The following is a 23,239-nucleotide window of genomic DNA, read 5'->3' as shown; positions in this document are numbered from 1 at the left end:
CGCCCGTCTTCGGCCCGCCATCGGCGCGGCACCCGTCCTGAGATAACCGATCCCAGATAGACCAGGCGCCCTTCCGTTCGCTAGCGGCGTGTGCGCTCGCCCTCGGTGTCGCCTTGTGTCAGGGCCCGAATCTCCGCCAGAAGGCCGGCGGGAATCTGCACGCCCTCACGGCTGCGGGCGCGGGCGGCATAGCGGCGCTCGGCCGGCAGCCGGACCCCCGGTTGGGCCTTGGCGAGGGCGAAAAGCGCGTCGGCGTCCTCAAGCCGCTGGCTCAGCGTGTCGCGGCCGAACATGGCGGGGTCCATGGCGATGAACAGCTCCCCGCCGAGGGGCGGGCCGGCATCGCCATTTTCCACCGCCTTGGCCTGGCGGCTGGTGAGATCGCCGATCAGCGGGCCGGCGATCAGTTCCACCATGAGCGAGAGGGCCGAGCCCTTATGCCCGCCGAAGGGTAGCAGTGCGCCTTTGAGCGCGGCGGCGGGGTCGGTGGTCGGGGCGCCGTCGGGGCCGACCGCCCAGCCCTGGGGCAGCGTCTCGCCCGCGCGGCGCTTGAGTTCCACCTCGCCGCGCGCGGCCGCGCTGGTGGCGAAATCGAAAATGAAGGGTTGCCCCGCCGGCCCGGGCCAGCCGAAGGCGATCGGGTTGGTGCCCAGCAAGGGCGTCGTGCCACCCGCCGGCGCGACGCAGCACTGGCCGATGGTGAAACACCAGGCCGCCAACCCCGCCTCGACGGCGGGTTCAATATCCGCCCACAGCGCGGAGAAATGATAGCAGTCATGGATCGCCAGCGCGGCGATGCCATAGGTCTTCGCCGCCTCGATCAGCGGCGGCACGCCGGCCTCGATGGCGAGCGGGGCGAAGCCGCGCCGGGCATCGACATTGAGAATGACCGGCGTCGTGCGGGTGAGCACGGGCAGCGCCTCGCGCTCGGCCTTGCCGCTGCGCACGCTGTCGACATAGCCGAGCAGCCGATACAGCCCATGCGAATGGCATTCATCCGCCTGGGCGCGGGTGATGGAGCGGGCGATGGCTTCCGCATGCGCGACGCCGAGCCCGGCGGCCCGCAGCGTGTCGCGGGTGAGCGCATGGACCTCGGCAAGGCTCAGCGTGACCAGCGCGTTTCCCGTGCCCGGCGCGTTCATGAAACGGCTCCTGCTTCCTGGAGACGGGCCGCTTCCCGCGCGCCCCGCTCCAGCGCCCGCAGCAGGTCGTCATGCACGGTGCGGATGTGTTCTTCGAGGAAGGCGCAGGCGCGCGCCGTCTCCCCCGCGCGGCTGAGGTCGATCAGCGTGGCATGTTCCTCGAATGCGCGCTGCATGCCGGCCATACCGGACCCCGCAGTGTCGCTGAGTTGCACCCGCGTGTAGCGGTCGCTCGACTGCAGCAGCGAGTGGACAATGGAAAGGGAGCGCGGCTGGCCGGCATGGCCATAGAGCGCCATGTGGAATTCCGCGTTCATCTGGCCCCAGCGGCTGAGATCCTGCGCCGCGGTGGCCGCGACCATCTGCTGCTGCATGTCCTCGAAGCGGGCGAAGTCCCCGGCATCGAGATGAGGGATGGAGCGGGCGAGCAGGCGGGGTTCCAGCAGCATGCGCAGGCCGAACACGTCGTTGATCTCATCGGCCGAGAGTTCGGAAACGATCGCGCCTTTCTGCGGCACGATCCGCACCAGCCCCTCGGCATCGAGCTGGAACAGCGCCTCGCGAATGGGAATGCGGCTCACATTGAAGGTGGCGGCCAGCGCGTCCTGCCGGAGCTGGGCGCCGGCGGGATAGGTGCCGTCCAATATGGCGCGGCGCAGCTGATCGAGGATCGCCGCCGACAGGGTCCGGTGCTTGAGAAGCGGGTTCATTTACCTTCGGTCGCGCCCCGAATAATCACCCAAACATATTGACGGATATAATTTATAAAATCTACGATCACAAAAAAGAGGGGAACGGGTATATGACGCACACCAACGGCTTTGCTGCCGGTGGTCGGCCCTTTCGTGCCGTCACCGCAGCGTCGGAAGCCCTTCTGGTCCTGGAGCGCTTCGCCATTGGCAGCCTGATGGCGCTGCTCACCGGGCTGATCCTGCTCAACGTCGTCACCCGCTACAGCCATGTCCCGCTCTACTGGATCGACGAATCCGCCATCTTCACCACCGTCTGGCTCACCTTTCTCGGCGCTTCCGCCATGTCGCGGCTGCGGCTCGATTTCTCCATGACCATTCTGACCGAGCGCCTGCCTCCTTCGGCGGTGAAGGCGATGCGGGTCCTCGCCACGCTCTGCATTCTCGGCTTCGGCGTGGCGCTGGCGGTGATGTGCTGGCTGTGGATGGACCCGGTCGGCATCGCCTCGGCCGGCTTCGATGCGCGTGAATATGGCGGGGCGACGTTCAACTTCCTCTATACGGAGCGCACCCAGACGCTGAACTGGCCGAGCTGGGTGGTCTATCTCGTGATGCCGCTCTTCGCGCTCACCCTCATGGTCCATAGCGCGGCCAACCTCCTTGAGGATATCGGCCTCGCCAGCCCGCCGGACCGCAGCGGTATCGGCCTCAGCAATGCCGAGGAGGTCGCCTGATGCTCACCGGCGCCGCCTTCCTCGTCTTCCTGCTGGTCGGCGTGCCGATCGGCATCGCCATCTGCCTTACCGGTGTCGTCTTCATCCAGGCCTCGGGCAATCCGGTGCTCTATCAGAGCTTCCCGATGCAGATGTTCGGCTCGGTCGACAATTACGGGCTGATCGCCATCCCGTTGTTCATTCTCATCGGCGAGATCATGAATGGCGGCGGCATCACCCGCCAGATCATCTCCATGACCATGGCCTTTGTCGGCTCGCTGCGCGGCGGCCTCGCCTATGTGAACATGCTGGCCAACATGTTCGTCTCCTCGATCCTCGGTTCGGCGACGGCGCAGGTCGCGATCATGGCGCAGATCATGGTGCCGGAGATGGAGGCGAAGGGATACGACAAGACCTTCGCCGCCGGCCTCACCGCCTATGCCGGCATGCTGGGGCCGATCATTCCGCCCTCGATCATGTTCGTGATGTATTCCGTGCTGGCGCAGGTGCCGGTCGGCACCATGCTGGTGGCCGGGCTGATCCCCGGCATCGTGCTCACCGCGATGTTCTGCGTCGTCATCGCCGTCATGGGCTATGTCTACAATTACCCGCGCGGCGAGAGCTTCACCCTGCGCGAGCGCGTCGCCACCGTGGTGGCCTGCGCGCCGACGCTGCTGATCCCCATCGTCATCGTCGGCTCCATCCTCACCGGCCTCGCCAACCCCACCGAATCCGCCGCCGTCGGCGCCCTGGCCTCCGTGCTGGTGGGTCGGTTCTGGACCCGTGAGCTGTCGCTGTCGCAGCTGCCGCGCATGCTGGTGCGGGCGGGCGTCTATTCCGGCATCGTGCTGTTTCTTGTGGCGGCGGCCGGTGTGCTGTCCTGGGTACTGGTCTTCGCCAAGGTGCCGCAGGAAGTGGCGCTGTGGATTCAGTCCATCGCCACCGGCCCGGTCAGCTTCATGCTGCTGGTCAACGTCATCCTGCTGGTCATCGGCACGGTGATCGACGGCGCGCCGGGGCTGATCATGACGGTGCCGATCCTGCTGCCGATCGCCACCGAGGTCTATCACATCGACCCCGTGCAGTTCGGCGTGGTGGCGGTGGTCAACCTCGTGCTCGGCTTCCTCTCCCCGCCGGTGGGCCTGTGCTTCTTCGTGGCGGCGGCGGTGACGGGAGCGAAACCCGGCAAGATGTTTCTCGTCACCCTGCCGTTCTTCTTCGCCGCCTGCCTGCTGCTGGTGCTGCTCTCGATCTTTCCCGGCCTCTCCACCGCCCTCATCCGCTGAACCCTTCCAGCCGAAAGGACCGCCCCGATGATCACCCGCCGTACCCTGCTCGCCGCCGCTGCCGGCGCCACCCTGCCGCTCGCCGCCCCCGGCGTGCTGCGCGCCCAGGCGCGCGATCTGCGCCTCGGCATCATCACCCCGCCCGGCCACCCCTGGAACAACGCCGCGCTGAAGGTCGCCGAGGTGCTGAAGGAAAAGACCGGCGGCAAGCTCACCATGACCGTGTTCCATGCCGGCCAGCTCGGCAATGAGGGCGCGATGATGCAGCAGCTGCAGACCGGCGCACTCGACATGGCCTTCCTGCAGGCGGCCGAAGTCGGCAACCGGGTGCCGAACGTCGCCGCCATCCTCGCGCCTTACGTGATCCGTTCCACCGAGGCCGCCGCCAAGCTGGTTCGCCAGCCCATCGCCATGCAGATGCTGGAGCCGCTGCCGAAGGAAACCGGCACGCTCGGCCTCGGCTGGGGCATCACCTCGATCCGCGTGGTGTTCTCGGCCAAGGAGATCGACGGCATTGCCGGGCTCAACGGCATGAAGCTGCGCATCAACACGACGCCGGCCTTCCGCGATTTCTACTCGCTGCTCGGCGCCGCCCCGACCCCGATCCCGACGCCGCAGGTCTATGACGCCATGGCCAATGGCCAGGTGGACGGGCTGGAGGCCGATCTCGATTTCTCGTGGAATCAGCGTTTCGACAAGGTGTCGAAGGTGCTGATGCGGATGGACGCGGTGTTCATGCCCTTCATCGCGTTGGCCTCCGGCAAGGCGTGGCAGACGCTGTCCACCGAGGACCGCGCGCTGATCACCGCCGCGACCAAGGAAGCGCTGGCGGTGCAGGTCGACCAGACCGTGACCAATGCGCCGAAGCTCCTCAAGGATTTCGAGGGCACCGGCATCAAGATCGTCGTGCCGCCGACCGCCGACGCGGCGCCGATCATCGCCGAATACGACAAGATCTGGACGCCCAAGGCGCCGATCCTGCCCGAGCTGCGCAAGATCGGCGCGACGCTGGGCTGAGAGCGCTTGCCGCTTGAAATGAAAGAGGCGCCTCGCGGGGCGCCTCTTTTTTTGGTGGCTCACAACGTCATCCTGAGGCGCGAGCGATAGCGAGCCTCGAAGGATGCTGAAGCCGAGGGCGCCCTGCGCGAGCCTCCTTCGAGGCTCGGGCGATGCCCGAGCACCTCAGGATGACGGCGCGGATTCAAGCCCCGTCCGTCCCGCTTCCGCACCGGCCGGAACGCGAACCTCAGTCCTGCTTCCAAACCGGCCACGTATCGGAGAGCCGGTAGCCGGTCGGCCATGGGTCTTCCGGGTCGACCATCAGCTGCGCGGTGTGCGTCACCCAGGCCCGGCCCATGATCGAGGGCAGGATCGCCGGTCGCCCGCCGAGCGTCGTTTCGCCCTCGATCCGGCACTCGAAGCGGGAATCGATGATCGAGCGGCCGATGAAGGTCTCGCCCACTTTCAGCTGGCCCTTGGCGTGCAGCACGGCCATGCGGGCGGAGCAGCCGGTGCCGGTGGGCGAACGGTCGATCTTGCCGGGGCGGATGGCCACCGCATTGGCGCCGGTCTTCACGCCGTCCACCTCCATCACGGGCGCGGCGAACTGGCAGAAGGAAATGTGGTTCCAGTCGGCATTCTCAGGGTGTTTGAAGCCGAGCTGGCGGTTCGCCGCCTTGACGATGCGCATGCCCGTCTCGGCGAGGTCCTTCGCCTCGTCCGGGCGGATCGAAAAGCCGAGCGCGTGGGCGTCGAGAATGACGAAGCTGTCGCCGCCATAGGCGGTGTCGACGGTGAGCGTGCCGAGCCCCTCCACTTCCAGCTGCGCGTCCAGCTTGTCAGCGAAGGAGGGGTGGTTGCGCACCTTGATCCGCTCGGCCTTGCCATGGCGGCAATAGGCCGTGACCTCGATCAGCCCGCCCGGCGCCTCCAGCACCATATGGGTCTCCGGCTCGGTCATCGGCACGAGGCCGGTGTCGAGCAGCACGGTGGAGACGCAGATGGAGTTGGAGCCGGACATGGGCGGCGTGTCTTCCGGCTCCATGATGATGAACGCCGCCGCCGCCTTCGGGTCCTTCGGCGGCACCAAGAGGTTCACATGGCGGAACACCCCGCCGCGCGGTTCCTGCAGCACGAAATTGCGCAGCGTGTTGTCGGAGGCGAGGAAGCGCGACTGCGCCCACACGCTGTCGCCCGGCGGCGGCGCCACGCCGCCGACGATCACGTCGCCGACCTCGCCCTCGGCATGGCAGCCGACGATGTGGATGATCTTGGAGCTACGCATGGGGCCTCGCGTTTACGTGCGGCGCCTTGACCCTCTCCCCGACGGGGAGAGGTGGCCCGCGAAGCGGGTCGGTGAGGGGGGCTGCCATTGCGGCGTGTCGAAGACCCCTCACCCCGATCCTCTCCCCGACGGGGAGAGGGAGTGAAAGTCCTCAGCCGATTACCACCACGGGGTCGCCGAGCACGTCGAACAGCGGGGTGATGCCCAGCCCCGGCGCGTCGGCGGCGGTCATGAAGCCGTTGACACGTTTGGGCGCGCCGCTGGCGATGTCCACCGTGCCATAGCTGTTGAAGTCGGTAGCGGAGAAGGTGAACTCCTCCGGCGTCGAGCGGGCGAGATGGGCGATGGTGGCGGTGACGATGTCGCCGCCCCAGGTGTCCTCGATGGTCATCGGCGTGCCGGAGGCGACGCAGATGTCGCGCATCAGCCGCGCCTTGGTCAGCCCGCCGACCTTGGAGATCTTGAGGTTGATGATGTCCATCGCGTCATCCGCCAGCCCCTTCATCAGCGTGCCGACGCCGTCGATCACCTCGTCGAGCACGAAGGGCCGCGCGGTGCGGGCACGCACCGAGAGGCATTCCTCATAGGTCGGGCAGGGCTGCTCGATATAGACATCGAGGTCGGCCACTTCCGCGCAGATGCGCGCCGCTTCGGCCCGGGTCCAGCCGGTATTGGCGTCGGCGACGAGAATGTCCGAGGCGTCAAGAATGTCGCGCGTGGCGCGGATGCGGTCGATGTCCTGGTCGGCATCGCCGCCGACCTTCAGCTGGAACTTGGTGTAGCCCTCGGCCTTGTAGCCGGCGATTTTCTTCGCCATCACGTCAGGCGCTTCCTGCGAGATGGCGCGGTAGAGCGCGACCTTTTCCTGCGCCGCGCCGCCCAGCAGCTTGTAGACCGGCAGGCCCGCCACCTTGCCGAGAATGTCCCAGCAGGCGATGTCGATCGGCGCCTTCACATAGGGGTGGCCGCGCAGCACCGCGTCCATATGCCGGTTCAGCACGTTGAGGTCGGTGGGGTCGAGGCCGATCACCTTCGGGCCGATTTCCTCCAGCCCGGCGCGCACGCCATGCGCATAGGCCGGAAGGTACGCCGAGCCGAGCGGGCAGCATTCGGCATAGCCGGTGATGCCGGCATCGGTCTCCACCGCCACCACGGTGGAATCGAACACCTCGATGAAATTGCCGTTTGACCAGTTGTAGCGGCCTTCCCGCAGCGGGAGCCCGACCTTGTAGGCCTTGATGCCGGTGATCTTCATGGCGTGGTTTCCGTTGTCTGCCGTTGCCGCCCGCGTTCAGCCGTCATCCTGAGGTGCGAGCGCAGCGAGCCTCGAAGGATGTTGAAACAGATGGCGCCCTGCGTGAGCCTCCTTCGAGGCTCGGGCGAAGCCCGAGCACCTCAGGATGACGGTGCGCCCGGCGTTGTTCACACCACCACGAAGCCGTGCGCGAAGGGGTCGCGGTCGTCGATGAAAATGGTGTTGTAGCCGGTCATGCGCGCCCAGCCGCCGATGGAGGGGATGATCGCGTCGCGCTCGCCCACCTTCACCGCCGCCTCGACCCGGCCCTTGAACAGCGAGCCGATGATGCTCTCATGCACGAAATCATCGCCTACCTTCAGCTGGCCGAGCGCGGCGAGATGCGCCATGCGGGACGAGGTGCCGGTGCCGCAGGGCGAGCGGTCGATCGCCTTGTCGCCATAGAACACCGCGTTGCGCGCATGCGCCTCCGGGTGGCGGGCGACGCCGGTCCAGAGAATGTGCGACAGGCCGCGAATCTCCGGCTTTTCCGGGTGCACGAATTCATATTTCTCGTTCAGCGCGCGGCGCAGTGCCGGGCTCATGCCCACCAGTTCGCCGGCGGTGAAGTCCGCCATGTCGCGGAAGGCGTCCTGCGGCTCGACAATGGCGTAGAAATTGCCGCCATAGGCGACATCCACCGTCACCTCGCCAAGGCCGGGGCATTCGGCGGTGAGCCCGCGCGCATAGAGGAAGGCCGGCACATTGGTGATGCGCACTTCTTCCACATATTGCCCGACCTGTTTGTATTCCGCCTTCACCACGCCGGCGGGGGTGTCGAGCATCAGCACGCCCGGCGTCTTCGGCGTTACCAGCCCGTGCTCGATCGCCATCGTCACCGTGCCGATGGTGCCGTGGCCGCACATGGGCAGGCAGCCGGAGGTCTCGATGAACAGGATGGCGACGTCGCAATCCGACCGCGTCGGCGGGTAGAGGATCGAGCCGGACATCATGTCGTGGCCGCGCGGCTCGAACATCAGCCCGGTGCGGATCCAGTCGAACTCGCGCAGGAAATGGGCGCGCTTCTCGATCATGGTCTCGCCGACGAGGTTCGGCCCGCCGCCGGCCACCAGCCGCACGGGGTTGCCGCAGGTGTGGCCGTCTATGCAGAAGAAGCTGTGTCGCGCCATGGGTTCTACTCGTCAGAAACGGTCGGGGCGGAAAGGGTCGAGCGGGATGGAGGGCCGGCGCCCGGCGGCAAGATCGGCCACCAGCTTACCCGTCGCCGCGCTCTGGGTCAGGCCGAGATGGCCGTGGCCGAAGGCATAGAGCACGCGCGGCGAGGCGGTGGCGGGGCCGATCACGGGCAGCGAATCCGGCAGCGAGGGGCGGAAGCCCATCCATTGCTTGCCGCCCTCGGTGCGCAGGCCCGGCAGGAAGCGCGCCGCCTTGGTCAGCATCGCCTCGGAGCGCTTGAAATTCGGCGGCGCCTTCAGCCCGCCCAGTTCCACCGCGCCGCCGACGCGGATGCCGGTGGACAGCGGCGTCACCACGAAGCCGTGGCCGCCAAAGGTGAGCTGGCGCCGCAGGTCGAAGGCGCCGGGGGGCAGTGTGGTGTTGTAGCCGCGTTCGGTCTCCAGCGGCACGGAATCGCCGAGCGACTTCGCCAGCGGGCGCGACCACGCGCCGCCCGCGATCACCACCCGGCCGGCCCTGAGCCGCTTGCCGTCGGCGAGGCGCAGCTCGACGCCATTCGCGTCCGCCGTGACGCCGACCACCTCGCCATGCACGAGCCCGGCGCCGCGGGCCATCACCGTGCGGAACAGAGCGAGCGCGAAATGATAGGGGTCGCTCACCGTCTGCCAGTGCGGGGTGAAGGTGCCGACCGTGAAGCGCGGCGACAGGCCGGGCTGGAGTTCCGCCAGCCGCGCGCCGCGCACATGCTCGAAGGCGATGCCCTCGCGCGCCCGCGCCTCCCAGCCCGGCATCGCCGCGGCAAGCTCGGCCTCGCTCTCATAGAGCTGGAGATTGCCGTCGGCACGCAGATGCTCGGCAAGGCCGGCCTGGTTCACCAGCGCCTGCATGGCGGTGGCGGCAAAGCGCATGAGGTTGCCCTGCGCCGTTATCGAGGCCTGGTAGCGGTCCGGCAGGCTGGCGCGCCAGAAGCGGATCAGCCACGGGGTGATCGGCACGAGGTAGCGCGGGGGAATGGTCAGCGGCCCGAGCGGGTCGAGCAGCCATTTCGGCGCCTTGCGCAGCATGCCGGGCGAGGCGAGGGGGAGAATGTCGGTGAAGGCGAGAGCCCCGGCATTGCCATAGCTCGCCCCTTCCGCCACGCCCCCGCGCTCGACCAGACGCACCCGGTGCCCCTCGGCCAGAAGATGGAACGCGGCGGAAAGTCCGACAATGCCGGCGCCGATGATGACGATGTCGTTCGGGGGGGAGGCTGAGGGCACGTTTTTGACCGCGCTGTTCACATTGGGCGTCCTCCCGGAGCGGCCGCAGGCCGCATCCGGGATCGCCTAAAAATATCCGAGAGGGAATCCCGGCCCCTGGGTCCCCGGGTCAAGCCCGGGGATGAGGGGTCGCGTCGATGGACGCTGCCCTCACGCCGCCTTGGCGAGGGTCGGGCGGGTGGCGAGGGCCTCGCGCACGATCTTCTCCACCTTGGCGCGCTGCTCGCCTTCCAGCGGCAGGCGCGGCGCGCGCACGCGCTCGGTGGTGCCGGTGACCATGGCTTCGACCAGCTTGAGGTTCTGGACGAGATAGGTCGACACGTCGAGGTCGAGCAGCGGGCGGAACCAGCGGTAGATCGCCAGCGCCTCGTCATAGCGCTTGGCCTTCATCAGCCGGTAGATCGCGACCGTTTCCTCGGGGAAGGCGACGACGAGACCGGCGACCCAGCCCACCGCGCCGAGCGCCAGCGCCTCATAGGCGAGATTGTCGACGCCGGTGAAGATGTCGAAGCGGTCGCCGAAGGCGTTCTGCAGTTCCACCGTGCGGCGGATGTCGTCCGACGACTCCTTCACCGCGACGAAGCGCTTGTCCTTGGCGAGTTCTGCCATGATCTCGACGGTCACGTCGACGCGGTAGGCGACGCGGTTGGAATAGATCATGACCGGCAGGTCGGCCGCCTCCGCCACCGCGGAGAGGGTGGCCACCGTCTCCTTCGGGTTGGTGTGGTAGACGAGGCTCGGCACCACCATCAGCCCGTCGGCGCCGGCCTGGGCGGCGCGCTTGGCGAGGCTCGCGCAATCGCGGGTGGCGGAATCGGCGATGGTCATCAGCACCGGGCGCTTGCCGGCGACCGCCTTGGCAGTCTTCAGCACGGCGAGGCGCTCGTCATGCGAGAGCATCGGGCCTTCGCCGAGCGAGCCGTTGACGATGATGCCGTCGACGCCGGCGTCGATCTGCAGGCCGAAGCACCGCTCCATCTCCTTGTGATCGAGCGTGTCGTCTTCGTTGAACTTGGCGGTAACGGCGGGATAGACGCCCTGCCACATGGGAATGCTCCTTAAAGTCTCGTGCGAATGCGCGAAGGGATCAGAGGACGGATTTCAGGAAGTCGATGGTCTCGGGCTTTTGCGGATTTCCGATGACCTGGGCGGGCGGGCCGATCTCGTGGATCTTGCCCTTGTGGAAGAAGGCGACGCGGTCGGAGACCTCGCGGGCGAAGGCGATTTCGTGGGTGACGACGATCATGGTCATGCCCTCGGCGGAGAGCGAGCGCATGGTGTCGAGCACCTCGCCGACGAGCTGCGGGTCGAGCGCCGAGGTCACCTCGTCGAACAGCATGTAGTCGGGCGACATGGCAAGCGCGCGGGCGATCGCCATGCGCTGCTGCTGGCCGCCGGAGAGCTTGGAGGGATAGACCTTCAGCTTTTCCGACAGGCCGACGCGAGCGAGCTTGTCCACCGCAATGGCCTCGGCCTCGGCCTTCGACTTGCCCAGCACCTTGCGCGGGGCGAGCATCACGTTTTCCAGTACCGTCAGGTGGGGAAACGCATTCCACTGCTGAAAGACGATGCCGATCTTGCGGCGCAGCTTGTTGAGGTCGGTGCCGCGCCCGTGAACGTCGGTGCCGTCGACGAGGATACGGCCGGAATTGATCGGCTCAAGCCCGTTGATGCACATGAGCAAAGTGGACTTGCCCGAGCCGGACCCACCAATGACGGAGACGACCTCGCCCTTCTCGACGGTCATGGTCACGCCCTTGACCACTTCGAGCGAGCCGAAGGATTTGTGAACGTCCTGTATTTCGATCGACATACAAAAACCTCAGCGTCTCAGTCGTTCTCGCGCCAGCGCTTTTCGAGGCGGGCGCCGAGGCGGGCGATGGGGAAGCTCATCAGGAAGTAGATCAGCCCGGCGATGGAGAGCACGAACAGCGGCTCCTGGATGCGGGTGACGATGACCTGCGAGGAGCGCAGCAATTCGACGACGCCGATCCACCACACCATGGCGGTGTCCTTCATCACGCCGAGCGTCAGGCCGATCCAGCTCGGCAAGGCGACGCGGAGCGCGATGGGGAACACGATCTCGGTCAGGTCCTGCCGCCAGGAGAGCCCGAGCGAGCGGGCAGCGCGGCGCGTGGTGGCGGGCACGGCGAGGAAGCCGGAGCGGACGATCTCGGTGCAATAGGCCGACATGTACAGCGCCAGCACGACGCAGCCGACAGTGAACGGCGCCCAGTGCAAGCCGATGATCGTCTTGAAGGAATTCGCCACCACCAGCTGGATCAGCAGCGGGATGGAGCGGAACACGTCGAGAATGGCGCCGAGCGGGGCGTTGACCCACCAGGGCGCGATGGCGCGGATGACGCCGAAGACGACGCCGAGCAGCGTGCCGCCGAGCACCGCCCAGAAGGTGAGCATCAGCGTGACGCCGGCGCCCTTCAGCATGAACAGCAGGTCGTTGAAGGAGAAGCTGGTCTCGAACAGCGAGGAGAACATGGCGCGCGCCCCTCTCAGTAGCGGAACAGCCGCCACGCCATCAGGCGCGCGGAGAGGGTGACGAATTTGGCGAGCAGGTAATAGATCACGGCGGCGAGCGCGAAATATTCGAAGGTGCGGAAGGAGCGCACATTCAGATCCTGGGTGACGCCGGTGAGATCGTTGTTGAGGCCGACGATGACGCCGAGCGAGGTCATCAGGATCGCCCACACCATCTGGTTGGTGAGGGGATAGAAGACGATGCGGAACATCTGCGGCATCACCACTAGGCGGAAGGCCTGGACCTGCCCCATGCCGAGCGAGCGGGCGGCGCGCACCTGCGTCGGCGGCACGGCGCGCAGGCCGCCGCGGAAGGTTTCGGCGAGATAGCCGGCATTGTTGAAGGTGATGCCCGCGAGCAGGGCGACGAAACTGTCGAGATGGATGCCGAGCGAGCCGAGGCCGAAATAGGCCATGTAGATCTGGAACAGCGCCGGTGTGTTGCGGGCAAGCTCGATCCAACTGGCCGCCAGCGCCCGCAGCGCCCGGTAGGGCGAGGCGGCGGCGAGTGCGAGCAGGATCGCGAAGGCGACCCCGAGCAGCATGGAGAGCACGGCGATCTCCAGCGTGACCAGCGCCCCCCACAACATGTCGGGCAGGGCGCGGAACGCCGGCAGCCAGTGGAAAGTGTAGTTCATGGCGGGCTCGTGGTCGCGGGCATCGGGCGCAGAATGCAGGGGCAAGAAAGATGCCGGGCCGTCATCCCGGCCTGAGGCGAAGCCACAGAGCCGGGAGCGTCGACCGGGCTTGCCTCGGCGTCATCCCGCAGCGGCCTGCCGGCCGTCCGGGATGACGCGTTGGGCGAGCGCTCAGCGATAGACGCCGGGCACCGTCAGGTCGGGGGCAGCGCCGAGGCCGATCCACTTGTCGTAGAGCGCCTTGTAGCGGCCGGTGCGGACCTGCTGGTTGATGAACAGGTTCAGGTAGTTGAGGAGGCCCTGCTCGTTGCGCAGGGCGATGAGGGCGACATAGTCGATGTCGTAGGGGGCATCGCCGCCCATCATCAGGCCCTTATACTTGCCTTCCTTCACGATCGCGGCGGCGACGGTGGAGGTGACGACCGTGGCGTCGATCTGGCCCTGGGCGAGGGCGAGGAACACATCCGCCTGCGTCTGGTAGCCACGGAAGGTCGTGCCCGCGCCCCACGCCTTCACGTCCTTCTCAAGCGCCAGCGCTTCGAAGGTGCCGGCGACCGAACCGGTCTTCTTGCCCTTCAGGCTGTCGTAATCCTTGATGCCGAGGCCGTCCTTGGTGAGCACGACCATCTTGAAGGCGAAATAGGGGATGGTGAAGCCGGCGGTCTTGGCGCGTTCCAGCGTGTCGGAGGTCGAGGCGACGCCGACATCGACGCGGCCGGAGATGAGCGCCGGGATACGGTCGGGGAACGGGGTCTCGACGATTTCCGCCTTCACGCCGAGCGCCTTGGCGAGGTCGTTGCAGTAATCGACGTCGAAGCCGATCGGGTTGTTGTTGGCATCACGCGAGCCCATGGGCGGGAAGTCCAGCACCACCGCGCAGCGCAGCGTGCCGGAAGCGATGATGTCGTCGAGCTTGTCCGCCTGCGCGGGCAGAGCGGCGGCGAGCGTCAGCGCCGCCGCGGCCAGAATGCCGAATCCCTTAGCCATAATGGCTCTCCTCTGGAGGAAGCTGTCTTCATTGTTGATGACCGGCGGCGCCCCTGCGGTGCCCGAGCCGGCGACGGAAAGGAGCTTCCAATTTTTGGATCCAAGTTGCAATATCCATTTTAAGGTCGCGGTGCGAATTTTACCTGTGCACATCAGGTAGAATCGCGGACGACAAAACGGCACGCTGCCGAAAGCCGGATGTCGGCTGAATCGGCGCCGGGTTTCGGGAGGCAGGCAGGTGAAGGTGAAGGCGACGGACATCGCGCAGATGGCATCCGCATCGGATGTCATTTTCGACGCGCTGCGCCAGGCGATCGCCAAGGGCGACATTGCCGAAGGCCAGACCCTGCGGCAGGACCATATCGCCCGCATGTTCAATGTCAGCCGCATTCCCGTCCGCGAGGCGCTGACCCGGCTGGAAGAGCAGGGGCTGGTCTCGACCCAGCGTTATCGCGGCGCCGTGGTCACGACCCTGTCCACCGACGAGATCCGCGAGATCTTCCAGTTCCGCGCCCTGCTGGAGCCCGAGGTGCTACGCTATTCGGTGGAGCGCATGTCGGACGAGGCGCTGGAGGCGGCCAAGCGGTTCGCTCATGCCTTTGCCACCGAGACCGATTCCTCGCACTGGGGCGAGCTCAACCGCAGCTTCCACTACAGCCTCTACGAGGCGTCCGGGCGGCCCTATTACCTGCAGACCATCAGCGCCGCGCTCGACCGCGTAGACCGCTATCTGCGCGCCCAGCTGGTGCTCACCGACGGCATGGCCCGCGCGCGACGCGAACATGAGGGCATCCTGCTCGCCTGCATCCGCCGCGATGCGGAGGAGGCCGCCGAACTCACCCGCCAGCATATTCTCGGCGCCTGCGTCTCGCTGATCGATTTCCTCGAACGTACCCGCGCGGCCGAGGAGACGGCGTCATAGGGGAAACGCGCCGTCAGGTTGCGGCAGGTGGATTGCGTCCCCGTTCGCGGTCCGCCAATCTCGTCGACCATGTGGCGGCCATCGCCTTGGCGCGGCCGAGTGTGAGCGAACGGTGGGTACATGAAGCGGCTCATGCGGTCGGCGGCGACCGGTCATTCTCGGCTGGTCGAGCGCGGCTCCCGCTCAAAGCTACTGCTTGTCCGCCACGGCGAGCTGCATACCCTTCCCGAGCGCATTCATCTGCGGCGGTTCATCAAGCATTTCGCTATCGACTGCATTTTCGATGTCGGTGCCAATATAGGCCAATCCGCGACCATGCTGCGCCAGCAGGTCGGCTATCAGGGGCTCATCGTCTCTTTCGAGCCGATTCCCAAATGCGCCGACCATGTACGGGCGCTGGCCAAGGGCGACCCGTTGTGGCAGATTGAGGAGGTGGCACTGGCGGACCATGTGGGCGTGGACAGCTTCAATATCATGGCGTCCAACCAGTTCAGCTCGCTCGCGTCTCCCGACCACAGCGCTGTCGATATCTTCCAGGATCACAACAAGATCGTTCGTTCCGTCGAGGTCAAGGTCGACCTGCTGACGAATTACTATCGGATGTATCGCGAGAGGTTCGGGTTCACGCGGCTGTCCGTCGTCAGCGCCCATGGCACAGATTTGAGGTTGTGATTTAAGGAGGATTTGGGCTTCGTCGTAGTGACGAAGGAACGAAGATGAAGCCCAGATCCTCCAATGCAAAATCGCCAGCGAAGACCCCTGCCAAGCAGGTGGTGAAGGACATCAGGCGCTAGACCCGGCGCCACTTCTCGGCCGAGGACAAGATCCGCATCGTGCTCGAAGGGCTGCGCGGGGAGGACAGCATCGCCGAACTGTGCCGCAAGGAAGGCATTGCCCAGAGCCTGTATTACACCTGGTCGAAGGAGTTCATGGAGCGGGCAAGCGCCGCCTGGCCGGCGATACGACCCGTGCCGCGACCGCCGGCGAGGTGCAGGACCTGCGCCGCGAATCCCGCGCCCTGAAAGAATGCGTGGCCGACCTGACGCTCGAGAACCGTCTGCTCAAAAGCATGATCGCGGATGGGGGCGACGAAGAATGAGGTATCGCGCATCCGAGAAGCTGGAGATCATCCGGATCGTCGAGCGGTCGCACCTGCCGGCCAAGCGTACGCTGGACCAGTTCGGGATCCCCCGTCGGACGTTTTACCGCTGGTATGATCGCTACCTTGAAGGCGGGCCGGAGGCGCTGGAGGATCGCCCGTCGGCGCCGAGCCGGGTGTGGAACCGTATCCCTGCGGGCATCCACGACCAGATCATCGAACTGGCGCTGGAACAAGCCGAGCTGAGCCCCCGGGAGTTGGCCGTGCGCTTCACCGACGAGAAGCGCTACTTCGTGTCGGAATCAACGATCTACCGGCTGCTCAAGGCGCACGATCTGATCACCAGCCCGGCTTTCGTCGTGATCAAGGCCGCCGATGCTTGCACACCCGGACCACCCGCCCAAACGAGATGTGGCAGACCGACTTTACCTACTTCAAGATGATCGGTTGGGGCTGGATGTACCTGTCGACCGTGCTCGACGACTTCTCGCGCTACATCATTGCCTGGAAGCTGTGCACCAACATGCGCGCCGAGGACGTCAACGACACGTTGGACCTCGCCCTGGCGGCGTCCGGCTGCGACAGCGCCACGGTGTTGCACAAGTCTCAGCTGCTCAGCGACAACGGCCCCAGCTACATCGCCAGCGAACTGGCCGGATACATCGAGGCCAATAAGATGAGCCATGTGCGCGGCGCCCCGTGCCATCCTCAGACCCAAGGCAAGATCGAGGTAGCACCAGAACCTGAAAAACCGCATCCTCCTGGAAAACTAGTTCCTGCCCGGCGACCTTGAGGCCCGGATCGAGGCTTTCGTCGAGCACTACAATCACCAGCGTTACCACGAGAGCCTGGCAAACTGACACCCGTCGATGCCGACTTCGGCAGGGCTCCAGCCATCGTCCAACAACGGATGAGGATCAAGCGACAGACCATCGAACTGCGGCGAGTGCAGCACCGCAAGCTCGCTGCCTAACATCACCCCCAGACAAGGCCCGCTCTCCGCTAATCTGCGCCGCGATCGGCGCCAAATGTGCTGACGACGGACAAGGCCGTGCCCAGCGCCAGCGCCATCGTCAGCACGGCGATGAAGCCGATCAGCAGGCGGCGGCGGACAAGGAAGTCCACGACCTGATGAAGATCGATGCGATCATCATCCTCCGCCGCCGGGGCTCGGTTCATCTGTCCGTGCATCAGGTCCCATCCAAAGACGGCGAACAATCGCGACCCGCGAGGCGGGCGGCGCAGGCTGCCGCCGGCAACAACTATATGAAACCGAGGGGGGATGCCTAGAGCGGCGCGGCCCGGGCCCTTCGCACCGCAGCGGATCCTGGGCGTTGTGGCAGGTTCGTCTCATCTGCGCGTCTTCAATTTATTACATTTATAATCTTTGTCATGTCTCTCTTTTGTGCCGCGTTGCTGTGGAATTGGGAGGTACGCCTGCCTATTGTGCCGGCGACGAACAGAAGAGAGACGCATGATGCTGCGGCGCATACCGATCACGAGTGTCCCTGCGAGGGTGGTGCTGGCTATGGGCCTGCTGGCGTTGACCGTCATCGGCCAGGGGCCGGCCGCGCATGCTGCCTCCGCCACCGCGCCCCAGCGCATTCTCGCCATTGGCGGCGCCGTGACCGAGACGCTTTATGCTCTGGGGCTGGAGGATCGCGTGGTCGCCGTCGACACGTCGAGCACCTACCCCCCGCGCGCCCTCGCCGAGAAGCCCAATGTCGGCTACATGCGCGCGCTGTCGCCCGAAGGGGTGCTGTCGGTCGGTCCCGATCTCATCATCGCGCTCGACGGCGCCGGCCCGCCGGATGCGGTGAAGGTGCTGAAGAGCGCCGCCATTCCCTTCGAGACGCTGCCCGAGGCGCGGGACGAGGCCGGCGTGCTCGCCACCATCCGCCGTGTCGCGGCGCTGGCCGGTGTGCCGGAGCGCGGCGAGGTGCTGGCGGGCGAGGTGGCGGCGGATTTTGCCGCGCTGGCGCAGCTGCGCGCCCGCCTTCCCGCGCCGCGCAGCGTCGTCTTCGTGCTTTCGGCATCGGGGACAGCGCCGGTCGTCGGCGGGGCCGGCACGGGCGCGCAGGCGATGTTCGCCCTTGCCGGCGTCAGCAACGCCATGACGGGGCTCAATGGCTACAAGCCGGCGGTCGGCGAGGCGGTGCTGGGCGCCGACCCCTATGCCATCGTGCTGATGAAAGACCAGAACCACGCGGTCTCCGACGCGGCGGTGAAGGCGATGCCGGCTTTTGCCGGCACCTCGGCGATCGAGGCCGGCCGTCTCTACCGCATGGATGGCGGCTATCTCCTCAGCTTCGGGCCGCGCACGCCGCAGGCGGCCCGCGATCTCGCCGCGCTGATCTATCCCGAACTGGCGCTACCGCCGCTGCCGGCCCATGCCGCCAACGCGGCCTCCACGCCCAGCGCGACCGGCACGCCGTGAGCATGGTCGCTTCTCCCGTGGTCGGAACGCGGGCGTTCCGGCCGCGTCGCGCGTCCGTCGTCCTCGGCCTGTGCGCCGGTCTGGTCGCACTGGCCTTCCTGGCCTCACTGGCGATCGGACCGGTCACCATCGCCCCCGGGCGCATCCTCGACATTCTCGCCGCCGCGCTGGCCGGCGAGCGGGCGAGCGGAGCGGCGCTGCGCGAGGCGGTGATCGTGCTCGACGTGCGCCTGCCGCGCACCTTGCTCGGCCTGCTGGTCGGCGGCGGCATCGCGCTCGCGGGCGCGGTGACGCAGGGCATTTTCCGCAACCCGCTGGCCGATCCCGGCCTCATCGGCATTTCCAACGGCGCCGCGCTGGCGGCCGCGGCGTGGATCGTCGCCGGCAGCCATTTCGCCGGCTATCTGCCGCCGGCGCTCGCCGATCTCGGCCTGCCGCTGATGGCCTTTTGCGGCGCGCTCATCGCCACGGTGGCGCTTTACGCGATTTCGACGCATGAGGGCCGCACCTCGGTGGTCACCATGCTGTTCGCCGGCATCGCCATTGCGGCGCTGGCCGCCGCCGGCACCGGCCTCCTCGTCTTCGCCGCCTCCGATCAGCAATTGCGCGATTTCACCTTCTGGTCCTTCGGTTCGCTCGGCGGCGCGACCTGGGCGAAGGTGGCGGCACTGCTGCCCTTCATGGCGCTGCTGGTGCTGATCTCCACCCGTCTCGCCCGGGCGCTGGACGCGCTGGCGCTCGGCGAGGCGGAGGCGTTCCATGTCGGCATCGATGTGCAGCGGGCGAAATGGCTGGCCATTCTCGGCATCGCCGCCGGGGCGGGGGCCTCGGTGGCGGTGGCGGGGGTGATCGGCTTCATCGGCCTCGTCGTGCCCCATCTCATCCGGCTGATGGTCGGCCCCGGCCATCGCCTGCTGCTGCCCTGTGCCGGGTTGCTCGGCGGGGCGCTGCTGCTGGGGGCGGATGTGGTGGCGCGCACCGTGGTCAGCCCCGCGGAACTGCCGCTCGGCGTCGTCACCGCCGGCTTCGGCGCGCCGTTCTTCCTCTGGCTGCTGCTGCGCAAGCGCGCGGCGCTGATGGGGTGAGAAGATGTATTGTGCCCATGACATCGGCTTTTCCGCCGGCGGGCGGCGCCTGCTTGAAGGCGCGTCGGTCGCGGTGCGGCCCGGCACGGTCACCGTGCTGATCGGCCCGAACGGCGCGGGCAAGTCGACCCTGTTCAAGCTGATGGCGGGCGAGCGGCGTCCGCAGCGCGGGCAGGTGACGCTGGACGGCATCGATCTCGCCGGGTTGCGGCCGGCGCAGCTCGCCCGCCTGCGGGCGGTACTGCCGCAGAGCGTGCATGTGGCCTTTCCCTTCACCGTCGCGGAAGTGGTCGGCATCGGCGCGACTCGTGGGCGCGACCTGCCGGCGCGCATCGGCCGGGCGCTGGCGCGGGTCGAACTCGGCGCTCTCGCCGGTCAGAACTATGAATTGCTCTCGGGCGGCGAGAAGCAGCGTGTGCAACTCGCCCGGGCGCTGGTGCAGCTGGAGGCGGGCGAGGGGCCGGGCTATCTGCTGCTCGACGAGCCGACCGCCAGCCTCGACCTCGCCCAGCAATTGCTGGTGCTGCGGCTGATGCGCGATCTCGCGGCCGAGGGGGCCGGCATTCTCGCCGTGCTGCACGATCTCAACCTCGCCGCCATGGTGGCGGACGAGATCGTCGCGCTGAAGCAGGGCCGCGTCGCCGCGCGCGGCACGCCGGAACAGGTGCTGACGCAGGAGCACATTGCCGCGCTCTATGGCGTGGATGTACGGGTCGGCTGGGCGCCCCCGACCCCCTTCCTGCTGCCGCAGGCCGCTTCACGCGCTTGAATTGGCGCGCATGAAAAAGCCCCGCCCGGGGACCGGACGGGGCTTGAATTGGGCGGTGCGGATGCGTGTCAGGCGGCGAGTTCGCGCCCGACCAGCGTCTCCACATGCAGGAAGGCTTCGGTGGCGGCAGCCTCGATCCGCGCTTCTTCCTCCGCTGTCAGTTCCACCTCATTGAGCGCGGCGGTGAAGCGGCGCCAGTGCAGCGCCCGCCCTTCCGGGTGGCCGGCGAGATGGCGCGCGCCATGCTCGGCGGTGAAGCCGATCTTCGCCGCTTCCTTGGCGAGGATGGCGGCGCCCATATTGGAGCCTTCGACCACATAGAGCCAGCCGAGCGCCTCGGCGAGGCTGAGCGACGGGCCGAGATCCGCCTCGGGAGGCGTCATGCCGAGATCGGCGAAGTCCTGTTCCAGCGCCTCAAGGCGGGAGCGCTCGGCGAGGTCCGGCAGTAATTCCTGCAGCGCGGCATCGGCATAGAGCGTCTCCACCCGGCGGTGCAGATGATACTGGAACTTCAGGAAGCGGGCATAGTTTTCGGCGCTGGCGAAGGGCGCCGCCTGCATCACCCCGTTATCCACCCGCTCATGCGCGGCATTGGACACGGCCTTCAGCCGCTTGGCACGGCTCGGCGCTTCCACATCGGTGGCAATAGACATCAACTGCTCCTCTCATCCCGCCCGGCGACGGGACCGTTTCACTTCACATAGAGCGGGTCGGCGACGGAAGCGACCTCGCCGCCCCCGAACCGCACCGTCAGGGCTCCCTTCACCGTCAGTCCGGCGCTTGGCAGGAAGTTCTCATATTGGGTGTACTGCTCGTTGAGCAGGTTCTCGACCGACAGCCGCCACAGGATGTTCTCGCTGGGCTGATAGCCGGCATAGACGCTGACCAGGTTGAAGCTGTCGGTCGGCTCGAACACCGAATTGGCCGGCAGGTCGGAAGCGGTGACGGCGGCGACGGCCGTCCAGCGCACGGCGACGGTGAGCTTTTCTTCCAGGAAGCGGAAGCCGAGCGTCGCGGTGACCTGGTCGGGCTGGATGCTGGAGAGCGGCTGCCCGGCATAGATGCCGGACGTGACCTCGCCTTCCGAGATCTGCCCGGCCAGGCCGACGAACCATTTGCGGGCATCATAGGTGCCTTCGAACTCGAAGCCCTTCAGCCGCGCTTCCTGCACGTTCTGATACTGGGCATAGCCGGGCACGCCCCAATTATAGGGGAAGCAGGTGGTCGGCCGGCCGGGAATGGGGCAGATCGTGCCGGTGGAGGGGCCGAACTCGACCAGCTCGATATAGTTTTCCACATCGTTCTGATAGTAGTTCAGCTTGGCGCGCAGCTTGTCGCCGGCGACGAACAGGTCGTCCTTCTTGATGTTGATGCCGACTTCCTTGTTCTTGCCGATTTCGGCCTGCAGGCCGGGATTGGGCAGGAAGTAGAACATCGTGCCGCCGGTGTTGAAGGGCAGCGGATGCGGGCCGGAGACCAGCGCCTCGGTGACGGTCGGGGCGCGGTAGCCCTCGGCATAGGTGCCGTAGAGGGTCAGCCACGACCAGGGGGTGACGCCGAGGGTGAATTTCGGCGAGAGACGCTCGCCGCTGGTGCCGCCATCGTCGGAATTGAGCGAATAGGCGTCGTAGCGCAGGGCGGCGATGGCTTCCAGCCAGGTGGAATAATTGCCCTTCCACTGCACGAAGGCGCCGCCGACGCCGCGATCGCCCGAGGGGTTGTAGCCCTCGCCGAAACCGTAATCGTCGGTGTTGTCGATCTGGTCCTGGAAATAGTCGCCGCCGAAGGTGATGGCGTTGTTCCAGCCGGCGGCCGAGAAGCGGCTGGTATTGTTGGCGTCGAAGCCCACCGTGTCGATGACGAAGCTGCGCGGATCGCCCACGGCGCCGGTGATCGGGTTGGAAGAGCCGGAAACCTTCACCTGATCCTGGTCGACCTGGTTCCAATAGACCGAGCTGCGCCAGTCGAACAGATTGTCCTCCGGGTTCTGGTAGTTCCAGGCGGCCGTCACCGTGCGGTTGGTCGCCTGCGTCGAATAGGACGTGGCCGCGTTGGCGTCCGCGCTGGTGGTGAACTGAGTGTCGTAGTTCAGCGCGCTGAGCTTGATCTCGTGGAAATCGGCCGGGCGGAAGGTCGCCTTGGCGATGCCGGTCCAGGTCTCGTAGCCGCTGTCGGGCACCACGTCGCCATTGCCGTCATGGTAGTTGTCGGCGTCGCGATAGGTGCCGCCGATGAACAGGTCGACATTCTGGCCGACCTTCGCCGCGCCGAGCACCGAGCCATAGCCCATGAAGCCGTTGCCGGCGGCCTCGCCGGTCGCTTCCACGCCCCAGCTCTTGCCGGGGGCGATGATGTCCTCGGCGTCCTTGGTTCGCATGGTGACCACGCCGCCAATGGCGCCGGAGCCATAGATGTTCGACACCGGGCCGCGCACCACGTCGACATCGGCGATGAGGCCGGGTTCGACGAAGAAGCCGCCGGCGCCGGCATGGCCGAGCTGGTTGAAGTTCTGCCGCGCACCGTCGACGATCACCGCCACGCGGCCGAAATCCTGCAGGCCGCGAATATTGATCTGCGTCTGGCTGGTATTGGCGTTCTGGATCGCCGTCGTGCCGGGCATGCCCTGGAACAGGTCCGCCGTGCGCTCCGGCATCAGCGCCTCAAGCTGCTCCGAGCGCCGCACGGTGACGCCGGCCAGCGTGTCGATCCAGCTCTCGGCGGTGCGGGTGGCGACGACGGTGATGGGATCAAGCTCGACGAACTCCTCCGTCTCGACCACGGCGGCGGTGGAGGCCGGGGCCTGCGCGCTCGCCTGCTGCGCCATGGCCGGCGCGGCCGCCAGCAGGGCGAGCCAGGAAACGCCCCAACCTGCCGTCCTTGCCATTGCCGAGAGGGGGCGGCGCCCCCGGATCGTCTTGCGCATCTCTATCCATCCCCAATCGAGCGTCCGCCGGACGACACGA

General features: G+C 66.9%; 22 protein-coding genes and 1 pseudogene. 9 read left to right on the top strand and 14 right to left on the bottom strand.

Annotated features, from left to right (window positions below):
• Window positions 1–80 precede the first annotated feature (80 nt).
• Window positions 81–1,142 (bottom strand): Ldh family oxidoreductase, encoded by a 1,062-nt coding sequence (locus K9D25_RS02040; RefSeq protein ID WP_244378763.1) that lies wholly within the window; start codon window positions 1,140–1,142, stop codon window positions 81–83.
• Window positions 1,139–1,852: a GntR family transcriptional regulator gene (locus tag K9D25_RS02035; protein WP_244378761.1), complete on the bottom strand. Its 714-nt coding sequence runs from the start codon at window positions 1,850–1,852 to the stop codon at window positions 1,139–1,141. The genes K9D25_RS02040 and K9D25_RS02035 overlap by 4 nt, the downstream gene beginning before the upstream one ends.
• 92 nt (window positions 1,853–1,944) lie before the next feature.
• Between K9D25_RS02035 and K9D25_RS02030 the strand changes: the two genes are divergently transcribed.
• The 3 genes from K9D25_RS02030 to K9D25_RS02020 are packed head-to-tail and all read left to right on the top strand — an operon-like array spanning window position 1,945 to window position 4,847.
• The gene (locus K9D25_RS02030) at window positions 1,945–2,565 is read left to right on the top strand and encodes a TRAP transporter small permease (protein ID WP_244378759.1); all 621 of its coding nucleotides are present in this window, start codon (window positions 1,945–1,947) and stop codon (window positions 2,563–2,565) included.
• Complete coding sequence (locus tag K9D25_RS02025; RefSeq protein ID WP_244378757.1) at window positions 2,565–3,830, top strand: TRAP transporter large permease; 1,266 nt, start codon at window positions 2,565–2,567, stop codon at window positions 3,828–3,830. The genes K9D25_RS02030 and K9D25_RS02025 overlap by 1 nt, the downstream gene beginning before the upstream one ends.
• 27 nt (window positions 3,831–3,857) lie before the next feature.
• Window positions 3,858–4,847 carry a TRAP transporter substrate-binding protein gene (locus tag K9D25_RS02020; protein ID WP_244378755.1) on the top strand — a complete coding sequence of 330 codons (990 nt, stop codon included), beginning with the start codon at window positions 3,858–3,860 and terminating at the stop codon, window positions 4,845–4,847.
• A 229-nt stretch (window positions 4,848–5,076) separates the two neighbouring features.
• On the opposite strand, the gene K9D25_RS02015 is transcribed toward K9D25_RS02020, so the two are convergent.
• From K9D25_RS02015 to K9D25_RS01975, 9 genes are all read right to left on the bottom strand, one after another.
• The gene (locus tag K9D25_RS02015; RefSeq protein WP_244378753.1) at window positions 5,077–6,114 is read right to left on the bottom strand and encodes a trans-3-hydroxy-L-proline dehydratase; all 1,038 of its coding nucleotides are present in this window, start codon (window positions 6,112–6,114) and stop codon (window positions 5,077–5,079) included.
• 151 nt (window positions 6,115–6,265) lie between these two features.
• On the bottom strand, window positions 6,266–7,369 hold the full coding sequence (locus K9D25_RS02010) for a cis-3-hydroxy-L-proline dehydratase (RefSeq protein ID WP_244378751.1): 1,104 nt from the start codon (window positions 7,367–7,369) through the stop codon (window positions 6,266–6,268).
• A 167-nt stretch (window positions 7,370–7,536) separates the two neighbouring features.
• Complete coding sequence (locus tag K9D25_RS02005; RefSeq protein WP_244378749.1) at window positions 7,537–8,538, bottom strand: 4-hydroxyproline epimerase; 1,002 nt, start codon at window positions 8,536–8,538, stop codon at window positions 7,537–7,539.
• Window positions 8,539–8,550: 12 nt separating this feature from the next.
• A complete protein-coding gene (locus K9D25_RS02000; RefSeq protein WP_244378747.1) occupies window positions 8,551–9,825 on the bottom strand; it encodes an NAD(P)/FAD-dependent oxidoreductase in 1,275 nt (424 codons plus the stop codon).
• A gap of 129 nt (window positions 9,826–9,954) precedes the next feature.
• The gene (locus K9D25_RS01995) at window positions 9,955–10,851 is read right to left on the bottom strand and encodes a dihydrodipicolinate synthase family protein (RefSeq protein ID WP_244378745.1); all 897 of its coding nucleotides are present in this window, start codon (window positions 10,849–10,851) and stop codon (window positions 9,955–9,957) included.
• Window positions 10,852–10,891: 40 nt separating this feature from the next.
• Window positions 10,892–11,617 (bottom strand): amino acid ABC transporter ATP-binding protein, encoded by a 726-nt coding sequence (locus tag K9D25_RS01990; RefSeq protein WP_244378743.1) that lies wholly within the window; start codon window positions 11,615–11,617, stop codon window positions 10,892–10,894.
• Window positions 11,618–11,634: 17 nt separating this feature from the next.
• On the bottom strand, window positions 11,635–12,288 hold the full coding sequence (locus K9D25_RS01985; RefSeq protein ID WP_244450768.1) for an amino acid ABC transporter permease: 654 nt from the start codon (window positions 12,286–12,288) through the stop codon (window positions 11,635–11,637).
• Window positions 12,289–12,314: 26 nt separating this feature from the next.
• The gene (locus tag K9D25_RS01980) at window positions 12,315–12,977 is read right to left on the bottom strand and encodes an amino acid ABC transporter permease (RefSeq protein WP_244378741.1); all 663 of its coding nucleotides are present in this window, start codon (window positions 12,975–12,977) and stop codon (window positions 12,315–12,317) included.
• A 171-nt stretch (window positions 12,978–13,148) separates the two neighbouring features.
• On the bottom strand, window positions 13,149–13,964 hold the full coding sequence (locus K9D25_RS01975; protein ID WP_244378739.1) for a transporter substrate-binding domain-containing protein: 816 nt from the start codon (window positions 13,962–13,964) through the stop codon (window positions 13,149–13,151).
• A gap of 268 nt (window positions 13,965–14,232) precedes the next feature.
• Between K9D25_RS01975 and K9D25_RS01970 the strand changes: the two genes are divergently transcribed.
• The 3 genes and pseudogenes from K9D25_RS01970 to K9D25_RS01960 all read left to right on the top strand — a co-directional run bounded on the left by K9D25_RS01970 (window position 14,233) and on the right by K9D25_RS01960 (window position 16,958).
• Window positions 14,233–14,886: a GntR family transcriptional regulator gene (locus tag K9D25_RS01970; RefSeq protein ID WP_244378737.1), complete on the top strand. Its 654-nt coding sequence runs from the start codon at window positions 14,233–14,235 to the stop codon at window positions 14,884–14,886.
• Window positions 14,887–15,006: 120 nt separating this feature from the next.
• Window positions 15,007–15,558: an FkbM family methyltransferase gene (locus K9D25_RS01965; RefSeq protein ID WP_279613773.1), complete on the top strand. Its 552-nt coding sequence runs from the start codon at window positions 15,007–15,009 to the stop codon at window positions 15,556–15,558.
• A 44-nt stretch (window positions 15,559–15,602) separates the two neighbouring features.
• Window positions 15,603–16,958, top strand: a pseudogene (locus tag K9D25_RS01960) (IS3 family transposase).
• 29 nt (window positions 16,959–16,987) lie between these two features.
• Here K9D25_RS01960 and K9D25_RS01955 read toward each other — a convergent pair.
• Complete coding sequence (locus K9D25_RS01955) at window positions 16,988–17,176, bottom strand: hypothetical protein (protein ID WP_244378736.1); 189 nt, start codon at window positions 17,174–17,176, stop codon at window positions 16,988–16,990.
• 283 nt (window positions 17,177–17,459) lie between these two features.
• Between K9D25_RS01955 and K9D25_RS01950 the strand changes: the two genes are divergently transcribed.
• From K9D25_RS01950 to K9D25_RS01940, 3 genes are read left to right on the top strand one after another with little or no spacing between them, the layout of a single operon-like run.
• Window positions 17,460–18,422 (top strand): heme/hemin ABC transporter substrate-binding protein, encoded by a 963-nt coding sequence (locus tag K9D25_RS01950; protein WP_244378735.1) that lies wholly within the window; start codon window positions 17,460–17,462, stop codon window positions 18,420–18,422.
• A 2-nt stretch (window positions 18,423–18,424) separates the two neighbouring features.
• Window positions 18,425–19,507 carry a FecCD family ABC transporter permease gene (locus tag K9D25_RS01945; RefSeq protein ID WP_244378734.1) on the top strand — a complete coding sequence of 361 codons (1,083 nt, stop codon included), beginning with the start codon at window positions 18,425–18,427 and terminating at the stop codon, window positions 19,505–19,507.
• Window positions 19,508–19,511: 4 nt separating this feature from the next.
• A complete protein-coding gene (locus tag K9D25_RS01940; protein WP_244378732.1) occupies window positions 19,512–20,276 on the top strand; it encodes a heme ABC transporter ATP-binding protein in 765 nt (254 codons plus the stop codon).
• A gap of 68 nt (window positions 20,277–20,344) precedes the next feature.
• Here K9D25_RS01940 and K9D25_RS01935 read toward each other — a convergent pair whose 3' ends face one another.
• Both K9D25_RS01935 and K9D25_RS01930 read right to left on the bottom strand, forming a co-directional pair.
• Window positions 20,345–20,929, bottom strand: coding sequence for a biliverdin-producing heme oxygenase (locus tag K9D25_RS01935; RefSeq protein ID WP_244378730.1), 585 nt, complete (start codon window positions 20,927–20,929; stop codon window positions 20,345–20,347).
• A gap of 38 nt (window positions 20,930–20,967) precedes the next feature.
• Window positions 20,968–23,199, bottom strand: a complete 2,232-nt coding sequence (locus tag K9D25_RS01930; protein ID WP_244378728.1) for a TonB-dependent hemoglobin/transferrin/lactoferrin family receptor — start codon at window positions 23,197–23,199, stop codon at window positions 20,968–20,970.
• Between the last annotated feature and the right edge of the window lie 40 nt (window positions 23,200–23,239).

The sequence above is a fragment of the Ancylobacter polymorphus genome, from assembly GCF_022836935.1.
Classification (GTDB): Bacteria; Pseudomonadota; Alphaproteobacteria; order Rhizobiales; family Xanthobacteraceae; genus Ancylobacter; species Ancylobacter polymorphus_A.
The sequence above is the reverse complement of the archived record's forward strand: the minus strand, read 5'-3'. Positions and strand labels throughout refer to the sequence as shown.